Origin of the sequence: Rhizobium rhododendri (assembly GCF_007000325.2) — a bacterium.
Lineage (GTDB): Bacteria > Pseudomonadota > Alphaproteobacteria > Rhizobiales > Rhizobiaceae > Rhizobium > Rhizobium rhododendri.
In genome coordinates this window covers 790,672-811,825 of the sequence record NZ_CP117267.1, presented here as the reverse complement: position 1 = coordinate 811,825, position 21,154 = coordinate 790,672, and the positions used below count along the sequence as shown (strand labels likewise).

Below are 21,154 nucleotides of genomic sequence, written 5' to 3'. Positions count from 1 at the left end.
AGTCTAATTTGCCTTCCGGCACGGGTGAGTCGGGCCCTCCATGCGGAGCAAGCGGCAAATGCAAAGATTGCACGCTTTTTTGTGGCCCTGTGGACAACGGGCATAGGGCGGACGAATCACCCATGCCGGGTGCATTATCGGCCGAACGGCCTTGACGCCCAGGGCCGCAGGGTCGAACACCACCGCGAAGTGAAGGTAGGAGATCGAGATGGATGTGATGAACGACGCAGGTCGCAAGAGCGCAGCACTTGCTCCCGCCGAACAGCATTACCGTGAAGCCCCGAACAACATCGAGGCGGAGCAGGCGCTGCTGGGCGCAATTCTCGTCAACAACGACGCCTATTACCGCGTTTCGGACTTCCTGAAGCCCGTGCATCTCTATGAGCCGCTTCATCGAAGGATTTTCGAGGTTGCCGGCGACATCATCCGCATGGGCAAGATCGCCAACCCGGTGACCATCAAGACCTTCCTGAAGGCCGACGAGAAAGTCGGCGACATGACGGTGGCGCAGTATCTGGCGCGCCTTGCTGCCGAGGCCGTGTCGATCATCAATGCCGAAGACTACGGTCGAGCCATCTACGACCTCGCCCTGCGTCGGGCGCTGATCACAATCGGCGAGGACGTGGTCAACATCGCCTATGACGCACCGCTGGACATGCCGCCGCAAAGCCAGATCGAGGACACCGAGCGCCGGCTGTTCGAACTCGCTGAAAACGGTCGCTACGACGGCGGCTTCCAGGCCTTCAACGATGCCGTCGCCATGGCAATCGACATGGCTGCCGTCGCCAAGGAGCGCGATGGCGGGCTTTCGGGCATCTCTACCGGTATCCATTCGCTCGACAGCAAGATGGGCGGACTGCAGCGCTCGGACTTGATCGTGCTGGCCGGACGCCCCGGCATGGGCAAGACGTCGCTCGCCACCAACATCGCCTATAACATCGCCGCCGCTTACGAGGGCGAAGTGCAGGCAGACGGCTCGACCAAGGCGAAGAACGGCGGCGTCGTAGGCTTCTATTCGCTGGAAATGTCGTCCGAACAGCTGGCGACCCGCATCATCTCGGAGCAGACGGAAGTGTCCTCGTCAAAAATCCGACGCGGCGATATCAACGATGCCGATTTCGAAAAGCTCGTCGCCTGCTCGATGATGATGCAGAAGGTGCCTCTTTTCATCGACCAGACCGGTGGTATCTCGATTGCCCAGCTCGCCGCCCGCGCCCGCCGCCTGAAGCGCCAGCGGGGCCTCGACGTGCTCGTCATCGACTATATCCAGCTGATGACCGGCTCGGGCAAATCGGGTGAGAACCGTGTGCAAGAAGTCACCCAGATCACCACCGGCCTGAAGGCGCTGGGCAAGGAACTGAATGTGCCGATCATTGCCCTGTCGCAGCTGTCGCGTCAGGTGGAAAATCGCGACGACAAGCGGCCGCAGCTTTCGGACTTGCGCGAATCGGGCTCGATCGAGCAGGACGCCGACGTCGTGCTGTTCGTCTACCGCGAGGAATACTACGTCAAGAACCAGGAGCCTCGCGATCCGGCCGACCCCAAGTACAACGAATGGGAACAGCTGTTCGAGAAGGTCAAGGGTACCGCCGACGTTATCATCTCGAAGCAGCGCCATGGACCGACCGGCACCGTAAAGCTCGCCTTCCAGGCCGAGTTCACGCGCTTCGCAGATCTCGCGGATTCGTCGTTCACGCCGTATGAAGAGCATTGATCCCAGGCTATCAGGGATTGGCAGCCGGGGCTGTCTTCATTTCAACCTGAATCGGCTCTATCATGGCCGGAGACACTACTCTCCGGCCAATTCTATTGAGGTTTCATGACCGACCTTTCCGAAGACTTCGACGACGAACTCGATGCCTTTGACGCCGCCGGCCTGCGGCTGACGGTCGATCTGGGGGCATTGGTCACCAACTGGCAGGACATGGCCCGGCGATCCGGCCGCGCCCGTACCGCCGCTGTCGTCAAGGCAGATGCCTATGGCCTCGGTATCGAGGAGGTCGGCGAAACCCTTTACATCGCCGGAGCCCGCGACTTTTTCGTCGCCACCGTCGAGGAAGGCGTGACGCTGCGGCTCTATGCGCCCGATGCCCGCATTTTCGTGCTTGCGGGTATCTGGCCGGGCATGCAGCGGCTGTTTTTTGAAAACGATCTGGTTCCAATCATATCGTCCGAGGAGCAACTAGCTTTCTGGATGGCCGTTGTGGCCGACTATGGCGAATATCCTTGCGCATTGCAGGTCGATACCGGCTTCAACCGGCTGGGCCTTACAGTCCCGGAGGCAATGGCGCTCGCCGACGACGTGTCCCGTCCCGCCAGCTTTTCGCCAGTACTGGTGGTCAGCCACCTTGCCTGCGGCGACGATCCGGCCTCGCCGATGAACCGGCAGCAGCTCGATTCATTCCGGCAAGTCAGCCGCGCCTTCGAAGGCATCGAATCGAGCCTGTCCGCCTCGGCCGGCATTTTTCTCGGCCCGGAATATCATTTCGACCTGACCCGCCCCGGTATCGCGCTCTATGGCGGCGAGGCTGTGCCGGGTGTGGCCAACCCCATGCGCCCGGTCGCCACTGCAGAAGCCCGGGTCCTGCAGGTGCGTCAAGTGAAGGCCGGCGAAGCCGTCAGCTATGGCCGCGCCATGCAACTGACCCGCGACAGCACATTGGTGGTGGTATGCGCCGGCTATGCGGACGGGTACATGCGCAGCCAGTCGAGCGGCGGCGTGCCGTTGCGCCAGACAGGGATCGCCGCCGGCCACGGCTTCATCGCCGGCTATCGCGTGCCCGTCGCCGGCCGCATCACCATGGACCTGACGATCTTCGACATCACCGACCTGCCGGACGGTCTCGTTCGGGCCGGCGACTATGTGGAACTGTTCGGCAGCAATATCCTTGTCGACGATGCCGCCCGTGCCGCCGGCACGATCGGCTACGAAATGCTCACCAGCATGGGCCTCCGCCACAAGCGGCGGTACCTGGTCGAGGAGTAGCATTCCAAGGGAGGCTGCGGTATAAAAGCAGAACATTGGGAGATGGCTATGGCGACCATTCGACTGGGCTCGAGAGAGCAGGCCTTCGTTGACGAGCAGGTAGAGACGGGCGCCTATCAGGATGCAGACGCTGTATTGCGCGAAGCGCTCGCGCTCCTGCGCAAACGTGACGAGAAAGTTGCGAGATTGCGGGGACTGATCCAGGAGGGCATCGATGACATCGAAAATGGCCGCGTTTACGAGTACGACACGGCTGAAGAACTTCTGAAAGATATCCAGCAAATGGCCGCGTCCCAGCAGTCCAAGCCGGAGACTGACCATTAAGCGACGCCGGCTTATCTGGTCCGGAACCGCCCGGGCCGATCTCATGGGCCAGTATCTCTATATCGCGGAGAGCAACTCTCCCGCAGCAAACAAATTCATTCTCGACATTGAGCGGAAGGCGCAGTCATTTGCGAGGCTTGGCCTGACCGGTGTTGGCCGCGACCATCTCAGACCCGGCCTCCGCAGCTTTTCCTATCGACAGAGAGTGTTTTACTTCGTTGTCAGTGATATTGCGCTCCGGGTGGTGCGCGTGATCCATGCACACGAGGACACCGCACCAGAAGATTTTACCGAAAGCATTCCCTGATGGCCAAGGCCAGAACTCAATTCATCTGCCAGAACTGCGGCACCATCCACAATCGCTGGGCCGGAAAATGCGAATCCTGTGGTGCGTGGAACACCATCGTCGAGGAAGACCCGATGGGCGGCATCGGTTCGGGTCCGGGCCGCGTGCCGAAGAAGGGCAGAGCGGTGACGCTGGTGGCACTGTCCGGCGAAATCGAGGAAGCACCGCGGATTTATACCGGCATTTCCGAACTCGACCGGGCGACGGGCGGCGGCTTTGTGCGTGGCTCGGCAGTGCTGGTCGGCGGAGATCCGGGCATCGGCAAGTCGACGCTGCTGATGCAGGCGGCAGCCGCGCTTGCCAGACGAGGCCACAAGATCGTCTACGTCTCGGGCGAAGAGGCGGTTGCCCAGATCCGGCTGCGGGCACAGCGGCTGAAGGCAGCCGATACAGACGTGATGCTGGCGGCCGAGACGAATGTCGAGGATATCCTGGCGACGCTCGCCGATGGCAAGCGACCGGATCTGGTCATCATCGATTCCATCCAGACCCTGTGGAGCGAGCTTGCCGAATCGGCGCCCGGCACCGTCACCCAAGTGCGCACCGGCGTGCAGGCGATGATCCGCTTTGCCAAGCAGACAGGTTCCGCCATGGTGCTGGTCGGCCATGTCACCAAGGATGGCCAGATCGCCGGGCCGCGGGTCGTCGAGCACATGGTCGATGCGGTGCTCTACTTCGAGGGCGACCGTGGCCATCACTACCGTATCCTGCGCACCGTCAAGAACCGCTTCGGCCCGACGGACGAGATCGGCGTTTTCGAGATGTCGGATATCGGGCTTCGTGAAGTCGCCAATCCGTCAGAGCTTTTTCTGGGTGAGCGCAACTCCAAATCGCCAGGTGCTGCCGTCTTTGCCGGCATGGAGGGAACGCGGCCGATCCTCGTCGAGGTACAGGCGCTGGTGGCGCCGACGTCGCTCGGAACAGCACGGCGCGCGGTCGTCGGCTGGGATTCGTCGCGGCTATCGATGATCCTTGCGGTGCTCGAGGCCCACTGCGGCGTGCGGCTTGGCAGCCACGATGTCTACCTGAACATCGCCGGCGGCTACCGGATTTCGGAGCCGGCGGCCGACCTTGCGGTGGCCTCTGCACTGGTTTCATCCCTTGCCGGTATTGCCCTTCCCGCCGATTGCGTCTATTTCGGCGAAGTCAGTCTTTCTGGCGCCGTGCGGCCCGTGGGCCATACGGCACAACGCCTGAAGGAAGCCGAGAAGCTGGGCTTTGCGCAAGCGCTCCTACCATCCGGCTCGGCTGAACTGCCGAAAGGCAGCGGCGGCCGCTGGAACGAGATCGACAGCCTGACCGACATGGTGGTCAGGGTCGCCGGATCGAAGGGCGCACTGCGGCCGACGGAAGACGAGGACTGAACCTTTTCGCTCTGGCGACGAGGCAAGACGCATTCAGGCAGACGATAGCCATGGCGCCCATGGCAAGTCTTGGAGTAAAGTATAGATGCCCATTACGATTTTCGACGGTATTGTTATCGGCGTCGTGCTGTTTTCCGCCGTTCTCGCCATGGTACGCGGCTTCTCCCGCGAAATTCTGTCGATCGTCAGCTGGGGCGGCTCGGCCGTTGCGGCCTACTATCTTTACCCGAAGCTGGTGCCATACGCCAAGCACTACACAGATGACGATCGTATCGCCATCGTTGGCTCGGCCGCAGTCGTCTTCCTCATCGCGCTGATCATCATCTCGTTCATCACTATGAAGATCGCCGATTTCATCATCGACAGCCGCATTGGCGCGCTCGACCGCACGCTCGGTTTCCTTTTCGGCGCCGCCCGTGGCGTGCTGCTGCTGGTCGTCGCCGTTGCCTTCTGGAACTGGCTCGTCGACGAGCCGCACCGCCCCGATTGGGTCAACAATGCCAAGTCCAAGCCTTTCCTCGATTCGATGGTGGTCAAGCTGGAGGCTGCATTGCCGGAGAAATTCGCGCAGATGATCCGGACCAACGTTATCGACAAGATCCAGCCGGAAAAGCAGCAGTTGAACGATGACGCGGCCGCACCGAGCGATGCAGCCCCATCGGACGACGCACCGGCTTCGCCAGCGGCACCGACGACGACACCTGCCGCTCCGGCGACGAACAATTGACGCTGCGTCACCAGGCTTGACCCGTTTGGCTGGCATCGCCATCTGATCGGCACCGACGACCCTATCCGGCCAGGCATATCGCCCGGCCGGATTTTCAGTTATTTTGGATCCCAGCCCCAGCGCTGCCCGAACCCCGTGAGAGCAAAGGCCTTCAGCCATGACCCTGTCACCATCCCCTGAAATCGATAACGACATCGACGGCGACACACTGCACGAAGAGTGCGGCGTGTTCGGCATCCTCGGACACTCGGACGCTGCGACCCTGACGGCGCTCGGCCTGCACGCCCTGCAGCACCGCGGCCAGGAAGCAGCCGGCATGGTCGTCTTCGATGGTCAGCGCTTTCATTCGGAGCGCCGCATGGGTCTGGTCGGGGACCACTATACGGATCCGGCAACCCTAGCCCGCCTGCCCGGCGACCGCGCCATCGGCCATGTCCGCTACTCGACCACGGGTGAGACGATCCTTCGCAACGTCCAGCCGCTGTTTGCCGAACTGGAAGTCGGCGGCATCGCTATTGCCCATAACGGCAACTTCACCAACGGTCTGACAATGCGCCGCATGCTGATTGCCGACGGCGCCATCTGCCAGTCGACGTCCGACACCGAAGTCGTGCTGCACTTGATCGCTCGTTCCAAGCATGCTTCCTCTTCCGACCGCTTCATCGATGCTATCCGCCAGATGGAAGGCGGCTACTCGATGCTGGCGATGACCCGTACCAAACTCATTGCCGCCCGCGATCCGATCGGCATCCGGCCGCTGGTGATGGGCGAACTCGATGGCAAGCCGATCTTCTGTTCGGAGACCTGCGCGCTCGACATCATCGGCGCGAAATATATCCGCGACGTCGAGAACGGCGAAGTCATCATCTGCGAGATCCAGAGCGACGGCTCTATCACCATCGATTCGCGCAAGGCCGATCAGCCCGAGCCCGAGCCCGAGCGGCTGTGCCTGTTCGAATATGTCTACTTCGCGCGCCCGGACTCTGTCGTCGGCGGCCGCAACGTCTACGTCGCCCGTCGCAACATGGGTATCAATCTGGCCAACGAAGCGCCGGTCGAGGCCGACCTCGTCGTTCCCGTGCCGGATGGCGGCACGCCGGCGGCAATCGGCTACGCGCAGGCGAGCGGCATACCGTTCGAGCTCGGGATCATCCGCAACCACTATGTCGGCCGGACCTTTATCGAGCCGACCCAGTCGATCCGCGCCTTCGGCGTCAAGCTGAAGCACTCCGCCAACCGTGCCATCCTCGAAGGCAAGCGCGTCGTGCTCGTCGACGATTCCATCGTCCGTGGCACGACATCTGTGAAGATCGTCCAGATGATCCGCGAGGCCGGCGCCAGCGAGGTGCACATTCGCGTTGCCAGCCCAATGATCTATTTCCCGGATTTCTATGGCATCGATACGCCTGACGCCGACAAGCTGCTGGCCAACCAGTATGAGAACCTCGAAGCCATGTGTGCCTTCATTGGCGCCGACAGCCTCGCCTTCCTGTCCATCGATGGCCTCTACCGGGCTGTCGGCGGTGAGCCGCGCGATCCCGTTGCACCCCAGTTCACCGACCACTATTTCACCGGCGACTATCCGACCCGGTTGCTCGATCGGGAAAGCATCAACAATGTCCGCAAGCTATCGGTGCTTGCCGGCAACGGCTGAGGCCGAGAGCCGCGCTTGATGGACTGACCGATAGTCTGTTATGGGGCATATTATCGCCCCATAAAATTGCGAACGGAACTCGGTATCATGAGCGTCAACCTGCAGGACAAGATTGCCCTGGTCACCGGCGCCTCGCGCGGCATCGGATATTTCACCGCTCTGGAGCTGGCAAAGGCCGGCGCGCATGTGATCGCCTGCGCCCGCACCGTCGGCGGACTGGAAGAACTGGACGACGCGATCAAGGCTGTCGGTGGACGTTCAACGCTGGTGCCCTTCGACCTTGCCGACATGGATGCCATCGACCGGCTCGGCGGCTCGATCTTCGAGCGCTGGGGCAAGCTCGATATCCTCGTTGCCAATGCCGGTGTGCTCGGGACAATTTCGCCGATCGGCCATGTCGAGGCGAAGGTCTTCGAGAAGGTCATGACGATCAACGTCACCGCGACGTGGCGGCTGATCCGCTCCGTCGAACCGCTGCTGGTGCGCTCAGACGCCGGTCGCGCCGTCATCCTGTCGTCTTCCGCAGCCCATAAATGCCGGCCCTTCTGGGGCCCCTACTCCGCCTCCAAGGCGGCCGTCGAAGCCCTGGCCCGCACATGGGCCGGGGAAACACAAGGCACACCGCTGCGCATCACCAGCCTCGACCCGGGCGCCACCCGCACTGCCATGCGGGCACTGGCGATGCCCGGAGAAGACCCCGAGACCGTGCAGCATCCCCGCGATGTAGCCGAGGTCATCATGGGGCTGGTCGGCCCCGATGTAACGGAGACGGGCAAGCTGTTCGTGGTGCGGGAGAACAGGCTGGTGGATTACCGGTTGCCGGAATAGGTGGCCGCGAGCGGGGTTGCATGCTAACATTGCATTGCCGGGTATAAAGCGACATCGCTTTCACTGGCCCGACGTGGTCGACCACGGAATTGAGGATCGTGCGATGACAAGCAGAGCCCAGCATGTTGTGCCCCAAGCGGGAAAGTGGAGCGTCAGAAAGGCGGGCTCGGCGCGTTCTACAAGTGTCCACGCCACTCAAGATGAAGCTATCAAGGCCGCGACCGCAATCGCTCGAAACTACGGAACCGAACTTTACATTCACGGCGAAGACGGACGAATTCGCGAGCGGAACTCGTTTGGCGAAAACCACGCTCAATCGAAACGTTAGAATGGCGCAACCTCCGTTCGAACGCTCGGTTTTTATCAATTGTCCGTTTGACGAAGCCTTTGCGCCGATCCTCCAAGCCATTGCATTCTGCGTGGTTTTTCTCGGATTCTTTCCTCGATTGGCCCCAGAAAACCGTGACAACGCGGCAAGCCGCCTCGAAAAGATCGTTGAACTTATCAAGGGTTCCAAGTACGGAATCCATGATCTGAGCCGTTGCCAGGCTACCTCTATCGGGCAATACTCTCGCATGAATATGCCGTTCGAACTCGGAATGGATCATGCCTGCAAGCGGTTCGGAAATTCCCTGTTGTCGGAAAAGGTCATTTTGATCCTCGAACAGGAGCGCTTCGACTATCAAAAGTCGCTGTCCGACATCGCAGGCTGGGACATCCAAGCACACCAGGGCGACTTCGCAAAAGCCGTCAGGCATGCTCGAACGTGGCTCGTCGCTCAACCCTCAACGGCAAGGGTAAGCCCCTCCAAGATACTCGGCGAATATCTGGCTTTTCAGGAATGGTATTGGAAACGCGAACTCGCAGCCGGGTCGTCCGAGGAGGATATCAGGGAGTATCCGACTGTCGAAGTAATCGAGGCCATGCATGAGTGGAAGCGTCAGGCATGAGGCAATAAATCGCAAGACTACATCCGCGATGCCTCCGCTGCTCTTGACCAAAATCCCGTGTCGCGCCATAAAGCCAGCCATGAAAACAGCTATTTGCAGCATCTGCCGGAAAATTATTCGCTAGCGCACCGCTGGCCTGGCCGTTTTCGTCTCCCCATTGCGCAAAGATGAGAAACGCCCGGTCCGCCGGCCGCGACGATTTTTTTCGATCGTGCATCTGGGAGAGTGGACATGGGCGGGACGCCTGAGCTGAAATTTTACAATACCCTGACGCGCGAAAAGAGCGTGTTTGTGCCGATCGATGCCAGCAATGTGCGTCTCTATGTCTGCGGCCCGACGGTCTACGATTTCGCCCATATCGGCAACGCCCGCCCGGCTATCGTCTTCGACGTGCTGTTCCGGCTGCTCCGGCAGGTCTATGGGCCGGAGAACGTCACCTATGTGCGCAACATCACTGATGTCGACGACAAGATCAACGCCCGCGCCCTTCGCGACTATCCAGGCATGGAGCTCAATGCTGCCATCCGGCTGGTCACGGAAAAGACCGACAACCAGTACCAGAAGGATGTGATGGCGCTCGGCTGCCTCGAGCCGACCGTGCAGCCGCGCGCCACTGACAACATCGGTCAGATGATTTCGATCATCGAGGCGCTGGTGGAGAAAGGCCATGCCTATGCGGCGGCGGGCGAGGTGCTGTTCGACACGAAGTCGATGGCGGATTACGGCCAGCTGTCGAAGCGAAATCTCGACGAGCAGCAGGCCGGCGCCCGGGTCGCAGTCGATGTTCACAAGAAGAACCCCGGCGACTTCGTGCTGTGGAAACTGTCCGATGCCGACGAACCCGGCTGGGACAGCCCCTGGGGCCGTGGCCGGCCGGGCTGGCATATCGAATGCTCGGCGATGAGCCGCCGGTACCTCGGCGACGTCTTCGACATCCACGGCGGCGGCCTCGACCTGATCTTTCCGCACCATGAGAACGAGATCGCTCAGTCGCGCTGCGCCCACGGTACGTCCGTGATGGCCAATGTCTGGATGCACAACGGCTTCCTGCAGGTCGAAGGCCGCAAGATGTCGAAATCCGACGGCAACTTCGTCACCATCGCCGAGCTACTGGAAACAGACAAGCTCGGCGGACGGACATGGCAGGGCGAAGTTCTGCGGCTGGCGATGCTGATGACGCATTACCGCGAGCCGATCGACTTTTCGGTGAAGCGGCTGGAGGAAGCGGAGCACATGCTCTTTACGTGGGGAAAGACCGTTGGCAACTCGACAGCTGGCAGGCCAAGTCAGAGGTTTATCGCCGCATGGGCGAGAGACCTTGATAGTTCTGGCGCGATTGCGGAACTCCACTCGTTAAGAAAAAGTAGTCCGGCTGCCCTTCGAGCCTCCTTAGAATGGCTGGGCATCGACATCACCGCCTTTTTTGCCCAATTCCGAACTCGCAGCAGCAGTCTAATCTTTGACAACCCAAAGGTTTCTTCCCAGCATAGTTCAACAAATCTGACGGCGGCGATCAATGCGCTGGTGCAGATGCGCCTCGAACTGCTGAAGGCAAAGAATTTCGCCGATGCCGACAAGGTTCGCGACGAGCTCTCTGCCAAGGGTGTGCAGCTGAAGGACGGCAAGGACGCCGCGACAGGCGAGCGGGTGACCACTTGGGAGATCAAGCGGTGATACCTGCAGCTGCCGCGGCATACCCCCCTCTGTCACCTTCGGTGACATCTCCCCCACAAGGGGGGAGATTGGTTGGGTGCGGCGACGACGTTGTCTTTTCATTCCGCTCTCTTGATCTGAAAGAGAAGCTGCTGAAAACTCCCAGGATAGCTGGAGCGCAAGACCGTGCCGCCAGCCAATCGCCCCCCTTGTGGGGGAGATGTCACGCAGTGACAGAGGGGGGCAACGTGCCGCATACGCCCATCCCTCCAAAAATGCGCACCTCAGACGCCTTGTGCCCCACCGCTCTCTCAACGGGAGGCACGCCATGACCAACGTCACGCTTTCCGGCGGCTGCCAATGCGGTGCGGTGCGCTTCCGAGTCGAGGGATCGCTCGAGGACGTTTCGATCTGTCATTGTCGAATGTGCCAGAAGGCCTTCGGTGGCTATTACGCACCGCTGGTCTCCACTCGGAGCGCCGTACTGGAGTGGACACGTGGGACGCCGAAGCGCTTTCAGTCGTCCAATATCGTTGCTCGCGGATTTTGTGACGAATGCGGCACGCCGTTGACCTATGAAGCGCCCGATGGCATCGCTCTTGCCGCCGGCGCATTCGATAATCCTGCCGTTCTGCCACCCAAGCTGCAATATGGCACCGAGGCCAAGATTGCCTTCGTGGACCATCTTCAGGAGCTACCGGGGCACCCGACGGAGGAGGACATCGCTGCCCTGCCGTTCCTGGGGGACATCGTTTCCTACCAGCATCCCGATCACGATACGGCCACATGGCCAGCGGAGGCGAAGCATGACTGAGACCACCAGAAGCGGCGGCTGCCAATGCGGTGCGGTGCGGTTCAGGATTAGCGGCGCGCTCGGGCGACCGTCGATCTGTCATTGTCGCATGTGCCAGAAGCAGTTCGGTGGCCTGTTTTCGGCGCTGGTGACGGCACCTGAGGATGGTACCGAATGGACGCGGGGCGCGCCCAGCTATTTCCGGTCTTCGGTGAATATCGAACGCGGATTTTGCAGCGATTGCGGCACGCCGCTGACCTATCGTCATCCCGGCGGGCTGGAGATCGCCATCGGAGCCTTCGATGAGCGTGACGATCTGGCACCGCAGATCCAGGTGAACCATGACGCGCGCCTGCCCTGGGTGGAAACGATCTTCGCACAGCCGGTACATGCCGACCCCGATTTCTATGCCCGCCAGGAAGCGATCATCTCCTTCCAGCACCCCGACCACGACACAGATACCTGGCCCTCCAAAGGTTTGAACCTATGACCGAAGCCCTGCGCACCCTCTACCCCGAGATCGAACCCTACGCCTCCGGCCATCTCGATGTCGGCGACGGCCATGTCATCTACTGGGAACGGATCGGCACGCCGGGCGCCAAGCCGGCCGTCTTCCTGCACGGCGGCCCCGGCGGCACGATCTCGCCCAGCCATCGCCGCCTGTTCGATCCGGCGCTTTACGACGTGACGCTGTTCGACCAGCGCGGTTGCGGCAAGTCGACGCCGGCTGCCGATCTCAATGCCAATACCACCTGGCACCTGGTCGACGACATCGAGCGCCTGCGGCAGATGGCCGGGGCGGAGAAATGGCTGGTGTTCGGCGGCTCCTGGGGGTCGACGCTGGCACTCGCCTATGCGGAGAAGTTTCCGGAGCGCGTCAGCGAGCTGGTCGTGCGCGGCATCTATACGCTGACAAAGGCCGAGCTCGACTGGTACTACCAGTTCGGCGTCTCCGAAATGTTTCCCGACAAGTGGGAGCGTTTCGTCGCCCATATTCCGGCTGACGAGCGCCACGAGATGATGCTCGCCTATCACCGCCGCCTGACCCATGAGGACAGCCACGTGCGCCTCGCCGCCGCCAAGGCCTGGTCGATCTGGGAGGGGGAGACGATCACGCTGCTGCCGGAACCTTCCACCAGCACAGCGTTCGAGGGCGATGAATTCGCCTATGCCTTTGCGCGCATCGAGAACCATTTCTTTGTCAACGCCGGCTGGCTCGAGGAAGGCCAGCTGATCCGTGACGCGGTGCGCCTGAAGGACATTCCCGGCGTGATCGTGCACGGGCGCTATGACATGCCCTGCCCGGCAAAATATGCATGGAAGCTGCACAAGGCCTGGCCGAAGGCGGAGTTTCACCTGATCGAGGGGGCCGGACACGCCTATTCCGAACCCGGCATTCTCGACCAGCTGATCCGCGCGACTGACCGGTTTGCGGGTAAGATAGACAGCTGACCGGGCGCGAGGGAGGAAGGCATGCGAGACATTCTAACTGGCGGCTGCCAATGCGGCGCGATCCGCTTCAGGGTACTGGGGGCGATCAGCCACCAGGCGATCTGTCACTGCCGGATGTGCCAAAAGGCCGTCGGATCGATCTCGTGGCCGTTTTTCACCGTCGCCACCGACGATCTCGAGTGGTCGAGAGGCCTGCCTGCTTCTTATAGAAGTTCAGAGGCTGCGGAGCGCGGGTTCTGCTCGCGATGCGGCACTCCCCTGACGTTCAAGGCTGTTGGCAGCGATCAGATCGACATATCGATCGGCAGCCTGGATAATCCGGCCAAAGTTGAGCCGAACGGGCAGCACTGGACGAGCAGCAAGGTGCCCTGGTTCGATACGCAGCCGCATCTGCCGTCGATCTCCAGCACCGCCTCGCCCGAGGAAATTCTCAATCGACGCCCCCATCAACATCCCGATCACGATACGACCGAATGGCCATTCCCATGAAAGAGCGCATCTATCTTTTCGACACGACGCTGCGCGACGGCCAGCAGACCCCCGGCGTCGATTTCTCGGTCGAGGACAAGATCGCTATTGCGAGCCTGCTAGACGATTTCGGGCTCGACTATATCGAGGGCGGCTATCCCGGCGCCAATCCGACCGACACGGCCTTTTTCGGCCAGAAGCGCACAAAAAATGCGTCCTTCGTCGCCTTCGGCATGACCAAGCGGGCCGGCGTCTCGGCGTCCAACGACCCGGGGCTTGCGGGCCTGCTGCAGGCGAGCGGCGATGCCATCTGTTTCGTCGCCAAGAGCTGGGACTACCATGTCGAGGTCGCACTCGGGATCTCGAACGCGGAAAATCTCGACTGTATCACCGAGAGCGTCAAGGCGGCTGTCGGCGCCGGCAAGGAAGCGCTGGTCGATTGCGAACACTTCTTCGACGGCTATAAGGCCAATCCCGGTTATGCGCTGGCCTGCGCCAGGGCTGCCTACGCGGCAGGGGCCAGCTGGGTGGTTCTCTGCGACACCAATGGCGGCACGCAGCCATCGGAAATCCGCGCCATCGTCGAGGCTGTTATTGCCGAGGGCGTGCCCGGCACGGCGCTCGGCATCCATGCCCATAACGACACCGGCCAGGCGGTGGCCAATTCGCTGGCAGCCGTGGAGGCCGGTGTGCGGCAGATCCAGGGCACGCTGAACGGGCTCGGCGAGCGCTGCGGCAATGCCGATCTGGTGACGCTGATCCCGACCCTGGCGCTGAAGAGCGCCTACAACACCCGCTTCGAAACCGCCATCGACGGCGAACGGCTGATTGGGCTGACCGGTCTGTCGCATGCCTTCGACGAACTGCTGAACCGGTCGCCGAACCACCAGGCACCCTATGTCGGCGGTTCGGCCTTTGCGACCAAAGCGGGTATCCATGCCTCGGCGCTGTTGAAAGATCCGCGCACCTACGAGCACGTGCCGCCGGAAAGCGTCGGCAATTTTCGCAAGGTGATGGTCTCGGATCAGGGCGGAAAAGCAAATTTCATCAATGCGCTGAAGCGGCGCGGTATCGCCGTCTCCAAGGACGACCCGAAACTCGATCGACTGATCTCGATCGTCAAGGAACGGGAATCCTTCGGCTATGCCTATGAAGGTGCCGACGCCAGCTTCGAGCTCCTGGCCCGCCGCACACTTGGCACCATCCCCGAATTCTTCTCGATCGACGGCTTTCGGGTGATGGTCGAGCGGCGCTTCGATTCGCACGGGCGGGTGAAGACCGTCTCCGAGGCCGTGGTGCGGTTGATCATCGACGGCAAGACGATCATGTCGGTGGCGGAGGGAGACGGGCCGGTGAACGCGCTCGACCTGGCGCTGCGCCGCGATTTCGGCAAATACCAGGCCGAGATCGAGGACCTCGTGCTCGCCGACTTCAAGGTGCGTATTCTCAATGGCGGCACCGAGGCGATCACCCGGGTGCTAATCGAATCGAACGATAGCGACGGGGTGCGCTGGTGGACGGTCGGCGTATCCGAAAACATCATCGACGCCTCGTTCGAAGCACTGACGGATTCGGTCGTCTACAAGCTGATGAAGAACCGCCATATGGCCGGCAAGATCGCCGCAGAGTGAGCGCCACGAATAGGTCCGTCAAGGAAATGAATTGGTGAAGTGCGGGCGCATCGGTTAATCGGACCATAACAACAAAATATGGAAACATCCGATGGCTGCCGATGCAACTGCCACCCTGGTGAAGAACGAAGACAGTCCGCGCGGTTTTGCCTTTGCGCTGGCGGCCTATCTGTTCTGGGGAATACTGCCGCTCTACATGAAAGCGCTCGCCCATATCCCGGCAGCCGAGGTCATCGCCCATCGTATCGTCTGGTCGGTGCCGGTGGCGGGCGCCGTGCTGCTGTTCCTCGGGCGGACGGGCGACCTGAAGGGGGCGCTTAGGAGCCCTCGGACCATCGCGCTGGCCTCGATGACGGCATTGCTGGTGACGATCAACTGGGGGACCTATGTCTGGGCGATCGGCAATGGCCACTCGCTGGATGCGGCACTCGGCTATTTCATCAATCCGCTGTTCAGCATCGCGCTTGGGGCGCTGCTGCTGAAGGAGAAGATCTCGGTGCCGCAGCTGGTCGCGATCCTGCTCGCCGCTATCGCCGTAGTCATCCTCGCGGTGGATGCCGGGCGCCCACCCTGGGTGGCGCTGCTGCTGACGCTGTCATGGGGGCTGTACGCCTTTTTCCGAAAGACGCTGCCGGTCGGGCCGAACCAGGGATTTTTCCTGGAAGTGCTGCTGCTCAGCCTGCCGGCACTCGGCTACATCATCTATCTCGAAAGCATCGGCCAGGGCCATCTCTATGCTACTGGCATGAACGATACGATGTTGCTGGCCGGCTGCGGCCTCGTCACCGCCCTGCCCTTGATGATCTATGCCAACGGCGCAAAGTTGCTACGCCTATCGACGATCGGCATCCTGCAGTACATCGTGCCGACCATGGTTTTCCTGCTGGCCGTGTTCGTTTTCCATGAGCCGCTCGGCACGGCCCGCATGATTGCGTTCCCGCTGATCTGGACCGGGCTCGTGCTCTACACGTGGTCGATGCTGAAAAACAACCGCGGGCGCTGAGCCCGCCACCGGTCTACATCTTGGAAATCACGTTCTCGTCGCCGGCCCGACCGGCCTTCGTCTCGGCAGCGTGGGCGAGAACCGCGGGGACGATATCGGCGACGGAATCGATGACCATCGGCTGGACCCTGTGGGCGGTGTGGACGAAGCCCTCGCCGGTCATGTGACGGATCAGCTCCATCATCGGATCCCAGAACCCGTTGATATTGGCAAAGACCATCGGCTTTTCGTGCTGGCCGAGCTGCGCCCAGGTCATGATCTCGACGATTTCCTCAAGTGTCCCGATGCCGCCCGGTAATGCCACGAAGGCGTCCGCCCGCTCGAACATCCGGTGCTTGCGGGTGTGCATGTCGGGAGTGATGATCAACTCGTCGAGCTGGCCAAGCGAATGGCGCGTCGCTTCCATGTCGACGAGGAATTCCGGGATGATACCGGTCACCTGTCCGCCGTTGGATAGCACGCCGGAGGCAACGGCACCCATGATGCCTTTTGTACCGCCACCATAGACGAGGCGAAGGCCGCTTTCGGCAATCGCCTTGCCCAGCGCACGGCCAGCTTCCATGTGGGCAGGGTCACGTCCGGGGCGGGAGCCGCAATAGACGCAGATGGATTGAATTGGCAAAGATTCTTGATTCATGCCTGCAAACAACAATGCAGCAGATGCCCAGTCAAGAAATTTAACGGAAAACCTGTGCCTCATTCCCCGGAAATAGCTGAGCAAGCTTGTAAAAGCAGCGGAAATCGTTAGCAATTTTTATAACTGCGACGACGATGCCGCCTGGAGACCTTGATGATGAAGAACCGCGCCGGATTGCTGGCCTTGTTGGTGCTGGTAATTGCGACCATCCTGATGGTCTTCTTCGTGCTGCCGCGCATCGGCAGCGACAAGAAGCCGATCGGTGATGCCATCAACCAGGCAAGCTCGCAGGTGGGCAACATCATTGCCGACAACACCGCGAAACCGGCGGATACTCCGGCGAAGACGGCAGATGCGACGCCGCCCGCTGCAGATGGAGCCGCCAAGTCGGCCGCACCGGCAACGGCACCTTCGCCGGCACCCGTTGACATCGCCGTCATGATCGGCGCCCTCAAGGACAAGGCCGCCACCTCGCTTGCCGAGCTGAAGGCGCTGTTTGCCGATGGCAAGGGCCCGACAGAGGATGTGTTCGATGCCGCAAAGACCAAGACAATCAATAGCCTGCAAGCAATCGTCGATGTCGCGAAACCCGACAATGCAGATCCGGCGACCGCAACTCTGATCGACAAGTCGCATCAGGGGGCAAACAAGGCCTTGGCCGTCATAAAGGCGCTTCCGGAAAACATCGCCGACGCCGTTGCCGCAATCGACCGCGCACGCGCGGTGCTGCTCGGCGATCCCACACCGCTGGCGCAGGCGCCAGCAGCGCCCATCAAGCCGGCCTTCGACGTTTTGCGCGTCGAACCCGATGGCTCGACCGTCATCGCCGGCCGTGCCGCGCCAGGCACCAAGCTCGACATAATCGACGGCGACAAGGTGATCAACTCGACCGAAGTCGGGCCGGGAGGCGATTTCGCTGCCGTGCTCGACAGTCCACTTCCCGCCGGCGACCACGAGATCACCCTGAAATCGACTGGCAAGGACGGTACATCCGTCGTCTCCGAGGAGACTGCAACCGTATCCATTCCCAAGGATGGGTCTTCGCAACTGCTGGCGATGGTCACCAAGCCCGGCGAGGCAAGCCGCATCATGACCGCTCCGGAAGCCAAGCAGCCGCGTGTCACGGCACCGGCCACCAAGTCGGCGGCGACGCCGGCTCCTTCGGCAGCGCCTGATGCCCTCACCTCACCTGCAACGGCGCAGGCCGATCCTGCCGCAACGGCAGCCGATGCCGGCACACCATCGGCGACCACCGATCATGCAGGACTGGTCATCAGCGCTGTCGAGGTCGAGAACGACCATCTGTTCGTCGCCGGAGCCACGCGCGCCAACCTCAAGGTTCGCGCCTACGCCGACGAAAAGCAGATCGGCGAGAGCACGGCCGGCGGCGACGGCCATTTCGTCATCGACGGCGCCATGCCATTGGCGGTCGGCGATCACAAGATCCGCGTCGATGGCCTGGATGCCAACGGCAAGGTCATCGTGCGCACGGCAGTCAATTTCAACCGTCCGGAAGGAAGCCAGCTGACAGTTGCCGCCCAGTCGCCGGCCGCCGCCGCCGTTAACCCGGCCCCTGCCGGAGCGCTCGACGAGGGGCAGCTCGGCAAGCTGCGCAGCGATCTCGGGCGCGCCTTTGCGCTGCTCAAGGGCCTTTTCCAGGGTGGCCAGATGCCGGGCAACGAACAGCTCGCCGCAGCCCGCTCCGGCACGGAGTTCGCCCTGAAGGGGCTACGCGATTTCCGCCCCGCCATCGATGCCAGTGCGGCCCTGAAACAGGCATCGTCCATTGCATCCGACGGCGCTGGCAAGGCACTTGCCCTGCTGGAGCCGCTGCCGCGCGATCCCGTGGCAGTCGGTGCGGTAATCGCCCGTCTCGACCAGCTGATCTCGCCGCTGCTGAAACCTGCAGCAGGATCGGTCGCTGCAGCACCTGCTCCGGCCGCCGGAACAGATACTTCCGGCGTCAAAACCTACGAACAGGCACCGCTTGCCGTCAACAAGAATGCCGTCATCATCCGCCAGGGCGATACGCTCTGGCAGATCTCCAGGCGAACCTATGGACTGGGTGTGCGGTACACCACGATCTATCTTGCCAACGAGGACAAGATCCACAACCCCGACCGCATCCTGCCTGGCCAGGTGTTCGGGCTGCCAAAAGACGCCTTGCCGAATTCGGAAGAGCTGCATCGCCAGCGTATGTCGGGCAAGCATCTCTAGGCTGATCGCCTTGGTTTTGCGTCGGGAATGGGCCGGGTAGAATTTTCGCCCGCTCCTTCGCGTTAAAGTGATCATAAAACTTTTCGAACGGCTATCGAATAGTATATGCGTGCGCCGGATGCCCCGGCCGGCATGGCTTGTGAAGCCATGCAGACCAGCGGCATTTTTACACCGCGTGATCGACCGGATCTGACCGGCACTCCAGATCCCCGGTGATGCGGGAGAGTTGCATGGCAGACGGCAAGAAGACGATTTCGGCGGATGCCAGCAATCCGTTCCGCACCATCCTCAATCTGTGGCCCTACATGTGGCCAGCCGGCCGCACCGATCTCAAGATGCGCGTCGTCTGGGCTTCGGTCTTCCTGCTGATCTCCAAGTTCGTGCTCCTGCTCGTCCCCTATTTCTTCAAGTGGTCGATAGACGCGCTGAACGGCAAGATGGACCTGAACGGCATCGTACCGAACTTCATGATGGGCGCCGTTGCCCTCGTCATTGCCTATAATGTCACCCGGCTGATCCAGCTCGCCCTCAACCAGTTGCGTGACGCGCTGTTTGCCAGCGTCGGCCAGCATGCCGTGCGCCAGCTGGCGTTCCGCACCTTCGTGCACATGCACCAGCTGTCGCTGCGGTTTCACCTGGAGCGCAAGACCGGCGGCCTTTCGCGCGTCATCGAGCGCGGCACCAAGGGCATCGAGACCATCGTCCGCTTCACGATCCTCAACACGGTTCCGACCTTTGTCGAATTCCTGCTGACGGCGGCGATCTTCTGGTGGGGCTACGGATTTTCCTACCTCGCCATAACAGCCGTCACCGTCACCATCTACATCTGGTTCACGGTGAGGGCCAGCGACTGGCGCATCTCGATCCGCCGCACGATGAACGACAGCGACACAGACGCCAACACCAAGGCCATCGATTCGCTGCTGAACTTCGAAACTGTCAAATATTTCGGCAACGAGGAGATGGAGGCGAAGCGCTTCGACAAGTCGATGGCGCGTTACGAGAAGGCCGCGACCGACGTCTGGACGTCGCTCGGCTGGCTCAATTTCGGCCAAGGCGTGATCTTCGGTCTTGGCACCACCGTCATGCTGATCTTCTCGGCCTTCGCCGTACTCAACCACACGCAGACGGTCGGCGATTTCGTCTTCGTCAACTCGATGCTGCTGCAGCTCTCCGTGCCGCTCAATTTCATCGGTTTCGTCTACCGCGAAATTCGCCAGGGTCTGACCGACATCGAGGAGATGTTCGATCTGCTCGAGGTTCAGGCCGAGGTCACCGACGCGCCTGGGGCTACCGAACTGACGATCCACCAAGGCGCCATTGCCTTCAACAACGTGCATTTTGCTTATGATGCGGCGCGACCGATCCTCAAGGGCATCTCCTTCGAGGTGCCGGCGGGCAAGACCGTGGCGGTGGTCGGGCCCTCCGGCGCCGGCAAGTCGACGCTGTCGCGGCTGCTGTACCGTTTCTACGACGTCCAGAGCGGCACAATCACCATCGACGGCCAGGATGTGCGCAGCGTCACCCAAAAAAGCCTGCGCAAGGCAATCGGCATGGTGCCGCAGGACACGGTGCTTTTCAACGACACGATTGCCTACAACATCCGCTACGGCCGCCCGGACGCCGACGACGCTGCTGTTCTGGCTGCTGCCGAAGTGGCGCAGATCGGCCATTTCATCGACCAGCTGCCCGATGGCTTCGAGACCAAGGTCGGCGAACGCGGCCTGAAGCTCTCCGGCGGCGAGAAGCAGCGCGTGGCCATTGCCCGCACCATTCTCAAGGCGCCGCCGGTGCTGATCCTCGACGAGGCGACCTCGGCGCTCGACACGACCACCGAACAAGAAATCCAGGCTGCGCTCGACGTCGTCTCGAAGAACCGCACGACGCTGGTCATCGCCCACCGGCTGTCGACCGTCATCGGCGCCGACGAGATCATCGTCCTGAAGAGCGGCGAGATTGCCGAGCGCGGCACCCATGCCGGCCTGCTGGAGCAGAATGGCCTCTACGCCTCCATGTGGAACCGCCAGCGCGAAGCGACCCAGGCGGAAGAGCATCTGAAGCAGGTTCGCGAGAGCGACGACCTCGGCGTCGTCGTGCGTCTCTCTCCGGCGACCTGATCAG

The 21,154-nt window shown here is 61.6% G+C and carries 20 protein-coding genes; 19 read left to right on the top strand and 1 reads right to left on the bottom strand.

Annotated elements, in window-relative coordinates; all coding sequences use genetic code 11:
• Window positions 1-217 precede the first annotated feature (217 nt).
• From PR018_RS04030 to rarD, 17 genes are all read left to right on the top strand, one after another.
• Entirely contained in the window at window positions 218-1,714 is a 1,497-nt protein-coding gene (locus PR018_RS04030; protein ID WP_111220789.1) for a replicative DNA helicase, read from the top strand.
• Window positions 1,715-1,819: 105 nt separating this feature from the next.
• The gene (alr, locus tag PR018_RS04025) at window positions 1,820-2,986 is read left to right on the top strand and encodes an alanine racemase (protein ID WP_142829704.1); all 1,167 of its coding nucleotides are present in this window, start codon (window positions 1,820-1,822) and stop codon (window positions 2,984-2,986) included.
• A gap of 48 nt (window positions 2,987-3,034) precedes the next feature.
• Window positions 3,035-3,310 (top strand): type II toxin-antitoxin system ParD family antitoxin, encoded by a 276-nt coding sequence (locus PR018_RS04020; RefSeq protein WP_224128269.1) that lies wholly within the window; start codon window positions 3,035-3,037, stop codon window positions 3,308-3,310.
• Window positions 3,258-3,617 (top strand): type II toxin-antitoxin system RelE/ParE family toxin, encoded by a 360-nt coding sequence (locus tag PR018_RS04015; RefSeq protein ID WP_307877638.1) that lies wholly within the window; start codon window positions 3,258-3,260, stop codon window positions 3,615-3,617. The genes PR018_RS04020 and PR018_RS04015 overlap by 53 nt, the downstream gene beginning before the upstream one ends.
• Window positions 3,617-5,020 (top strand): DNA repair protein RadA, encoded by a 1,404-nt coding sequence (gene radA / locus PR018_RS04010; RefSeq protein ID WP_142829709.1) that lies wholly within the window; start codon window positions 3,617-3,619, stop codon window positions 5,018-5,020. The genes PR018_RS04015 and radA overlap by 1 nt, the downstream gene beginning before the upstream one ends.
• 85 nt (window positions 5,021-5,105) lie before the next feature.
• Window positions 5,106-5,747, top strand: a complete 642-nt coding sequence (locus tag PR018_RS04005; protein WP_142829711.1) for a CvpA family protein — start codon at window positions 5,106-5,108, stop codon at window positions 5,745-5,747.
• A gap of 157 nt (window positions 5,748-5,904) precedes the next feature.
• On the top strand, window positions 5,905-7,401 hold the full coding sequence (gene purF, locus PR018_RS04000; RefSeq protein WP_142829713.1) for an amidophosphoribosyltransferase: 1,497 nt from the start codon (window positions 5,905-5,907) through the stop codon (window positions 7,399-7,401).
• 87 nt (window positions 7,402-7,488) lie between these two features.
• Window positions 7,489-8,229: an SDR family NAD(P)-dependent oxidoreductase gene (locus tag PR018_RS03995; RefSeq protein WP_142829715.1), complete on the top strand. Its 741-nt coding sequence runs from the start codon at window positions 7,489-7,491 to the stop codon at window positions 8,227-8,229.
• Window positions 8,230-8,332: 103 nt separating this feature from the next.
• A complete protein-coding gene (locus tag PR018_RS03990; RefSeq protein ID WP_142829716.1) occupies window positions 8,333-8,557 on the top strand; it encodes a DUF2188 domain-containing protein in 225 nt (74 codons plus the stop codon).
• Complete coding sequence (locus PR018_RS03985) at window positions 8,526-9,179, top strand: hypothetical protein (protein WP_142829718.1); 654 nt, start codon at window positions 8,526-8,528, stop codon at window positions 9,177-9,179. The genes PR018_RS03990 and PR018_RS03985 overlap by 32 nt, the downstream gene beginning before the upstream one ends.
• Window positions 9,180-9,410: 231 nt before the next feature.
• Window positions 9,411-10,853 (top strand): cysteine--tRNA ligase, encoded by a 1,443-nt coding sequence (cysS, locus tag PR018_RS03980; protein WP_142829720.1) that lies wholly within the window; start codon window positions 9,411-9,413, stop codon window positions 10,851-10,853.
• Window positions 10,854-11,160: 307 nt separating this feature from the next.
• Window positions 11,161-11,646 carry a GFA family protein gene (locus PR018_RS03975; RefSeq protein ID WP_142829722.1) on the top strand — a complete coding sequence of 162 codons (486 nt, stop codon included), beginning with the start codon at window positions 11,161-11,163 and terminating at the stop codon, window positions 11,644-11,646.
• Window positions 11,639-12,115, top strand: coding sequence for a GFA family protein (locus tag PR018_RS03970; RefSeq protein ID WP_142829724.1), 477 nt, complete (start codon window positions 11,639-11,641; stop codon window positions 12,113-12,115). The genes PR018_RS03975 and PR018_RS03970 overlap by 8 nt, the downstream gene beginning before the upstream one ends.
• Window positions 12,112-13,077: a prolyl aminopeptidase gene (gene pip / locus PR018_RS03965; protein ID WP_142829726.1), complete on the top strand. Its 966-nt coding sequence runs from the start codon at window positions 12,112-12,114 to the stop codon at window positions 13,075-13,077. Before PR018_RS03970 ends, pip begins: the two co-directional genes overlap by 4 nt.
• Before the next feature lie 21 nt (window positions 13,078-13,098).
• Window positions 13,099-13,566, top strand: coding sequence for a GFA family protein (locus PR018_RS03960; RefSeq protein WP_142829727.1), 468 nt, complete (start codon window positions 13,099-13,101; stop codon window positions 13,564-13,566).
• Window positions 13,563-15,176, top strand: a complete 1,614-nt coding sequence (gene cimA, locus PR018_RS03955; RefSeq protein WP_142829918.1) for a citramalate synthase — start codon at window positions 13,563-13,565, stop codon at window positions 15,174-15,176. Before PR018_RS03960 ends, cimA begins: the two co-directional genes overlap by 4 nt.
• 91 nt (window positions 15,177-15,267) lie before the next feature.
• Window positions 15,268-16,179, top strand: coding sequence for an EamA family transporter RarD (rarD, locus tag PR018_RS03950; RefSeq protein WP_142829729.1), 912 nt, complete (start codon window positions 15,268-15,270; stop codon window positions 16,177-16,179).
• Window positions 16,180-16,192: 13 nt separating this feature from the next.
• On the opposite strand, the gene PR018_RS03945 is transcribed toward rarD, so the two are convergent.
• Entirely contained in the window at window positions 16,193-16,816 is a 624-nt protein-coding gene (locus PR018_RS03945; protein ID WP_142829731.1) for an LOG family protein, read from the bottom strand.
• Between the two features lie 153 nt (window positions 16,817-16,969).
• Here PR018_RS03945 and PR018_RS03940 point away from each other — a divergent pair, with 153 nt between their 5' ends.
• Window positions 16,970-19,033, top strand: a complete 2,064-nt coding sequence (locus PR018_RS03940; protein WP_142829733.1) for a LysM peptidoglycan-binding domain-containing protein — start codon at window positions 16,970-16,972, stop codon at window positions 19,031-19,033.
• A gap of 230 nt (window positions 19,034-19,263) precedes the next feature.
• Window positions 19,264-21,150 carry an ABCB family ABC transporter ATP-binding protein/permease gene (locus PR018_RS03935; protein WP_142829735.1) on the top strand — a complete coding sequence of 629 codons (1,887 nt, stop codon included), beginning with the start codon at window positions 19,264-19,266 and terminating at the stop codon, window positions 21,148-21,150.
• The last annotated feature ends 4 nt before the right edge of the window (window positions 21,151-21,154 follow it).

What these genes read in the sequence shown, in the direction of transcription:
- PR018_RS04030 (WP_111220789.1), top strand. Translation starts at nt 218, where the DNA reads ATGAACGACGCAGGTCGCAAGAGCGCAGCACTTGCTCCCGCCGAACAG.
- alr (WP_142829704.1), top strand. Translation starts at nt 1,820, where the DNA reads ATGACCGACCTTTCCGAAGACTTCGACGACGAACTCGATGCCTTTGAC.
- PR018_RS04020 (WP_224128269.1), top strand. Translation starts at nt 3,035, where the DNA reads ATGGCGACCATTCGACTGGGCTCGAGAGAGCAGGCCTTCGTTGACGAG.
- radA (WP_142829709.1), top strand. Translation starts at nt 3,617, where the DNA reads ATGGCCAAGGCCAGAACTCAATTCATCTGCCAGAACTGCGGCACCATC.
- PR018_RS04005 (WP_142829711.1), top strand. Translation starts at nt 5,106, where the DNA reads ATGCCCATTACGATTTTCGACGGTATTGTTATCGGCGTCGTGCTGTTT.
- purF (WP_142829713.1), top strand. Translation starts at nt 5,905, where the DNA reads ATGACCCTGTCACCATCCCCTGAAATCGATAACGACATCGACGGCGAC.
- PR018_RS03995 (WP_142829715.1), top strand. Translation starts at nt 7,489, where the DNA reads ATGAGCGTCAACCTGCAGGACAAGATTGCCCTGGTCACCGGCGCCTCG.
- PR018_RS03990 (WP_142829716.1), top strand. Translation starts at nt 8,333, where the DNA reads ATGACAAGCAGAGCCCAGCATGTTGTGCCCCAAGCGGGAAAGTGGAGC.
- cysS (WP_142829720.1), top strand. Translation starts at nt 9,411, where the DNA reads ATGGGCGGGACGCCTGAGCTGAAATTTTACAATACCCTGACGCGCGAA.
- PR018_RS03975 (WP_142829722.1), top strand. Translation starts at nt 11,161, where the DNA reads ATGACCAACGTCACGCTTTCCGGCGGCTGCCAATGCGGTGCGGTGCGC.
- PR018_RS03970 (WP_142829724.1), top strand. Translation starts at nt 11,639, where the DNA reads ATGACTGAGACCACCAGAAGCGGCGGCTGCCAATGCGGTGCGGTGCGG.
- pip (WP_142829726.1), top strand. Translation starts at nt 12,112, where the DNA reads ATGACCGAAGCCCTGCGCACCCTCTACCCCGAGATCGAACCCTACGCC.
- PR018_RS03960 (WP_142829727.1), top strand. Translation starts at nt 13,099, where the DNA reads ATGCGAGACATTCTAACTGGCGGCTGCCAATGCGGCGCGATCCGCTTC.
- cimA (WP_142829918.1), top strand. Translation starts at nt 13,563, where the DNA reads ATGAAAGAGCGCATCTATCTTTTCGACACGACGCTGCGCGACGGCCAG.
- rarD (WP_142829729.1), top strand. Translation starts at nt 15,268, where the DNA reads ATGGCTGCCGATGCAACTGCCACCCTGGTGAAGAACGAAGACAGTCCG.
- PR018_RS03945 (WP_142829731.1), bottom strand. Translation starts at nt 16,816, where the DNA reads ATGAATCAAGAATCTTTGCCAATTCAATCCATCTGCGTCTATTGCGGC.
- PR018_RS03940 (WP_142829733.1), top strand. Translation starts at nt 16,970, where the DNA reads ATGATGAAGAACCGCGCCGGATTGCTGGCCTTGTTGGTGCTGGTAATT.
- PR018_RS03935 (WP_142829735.1), top strand. Translation starts at nt 19,264, where the DNA reads ATGGCAGACGGCAAGAAGACGATTTCGGCGGATGCCAGCAATCCGTTC.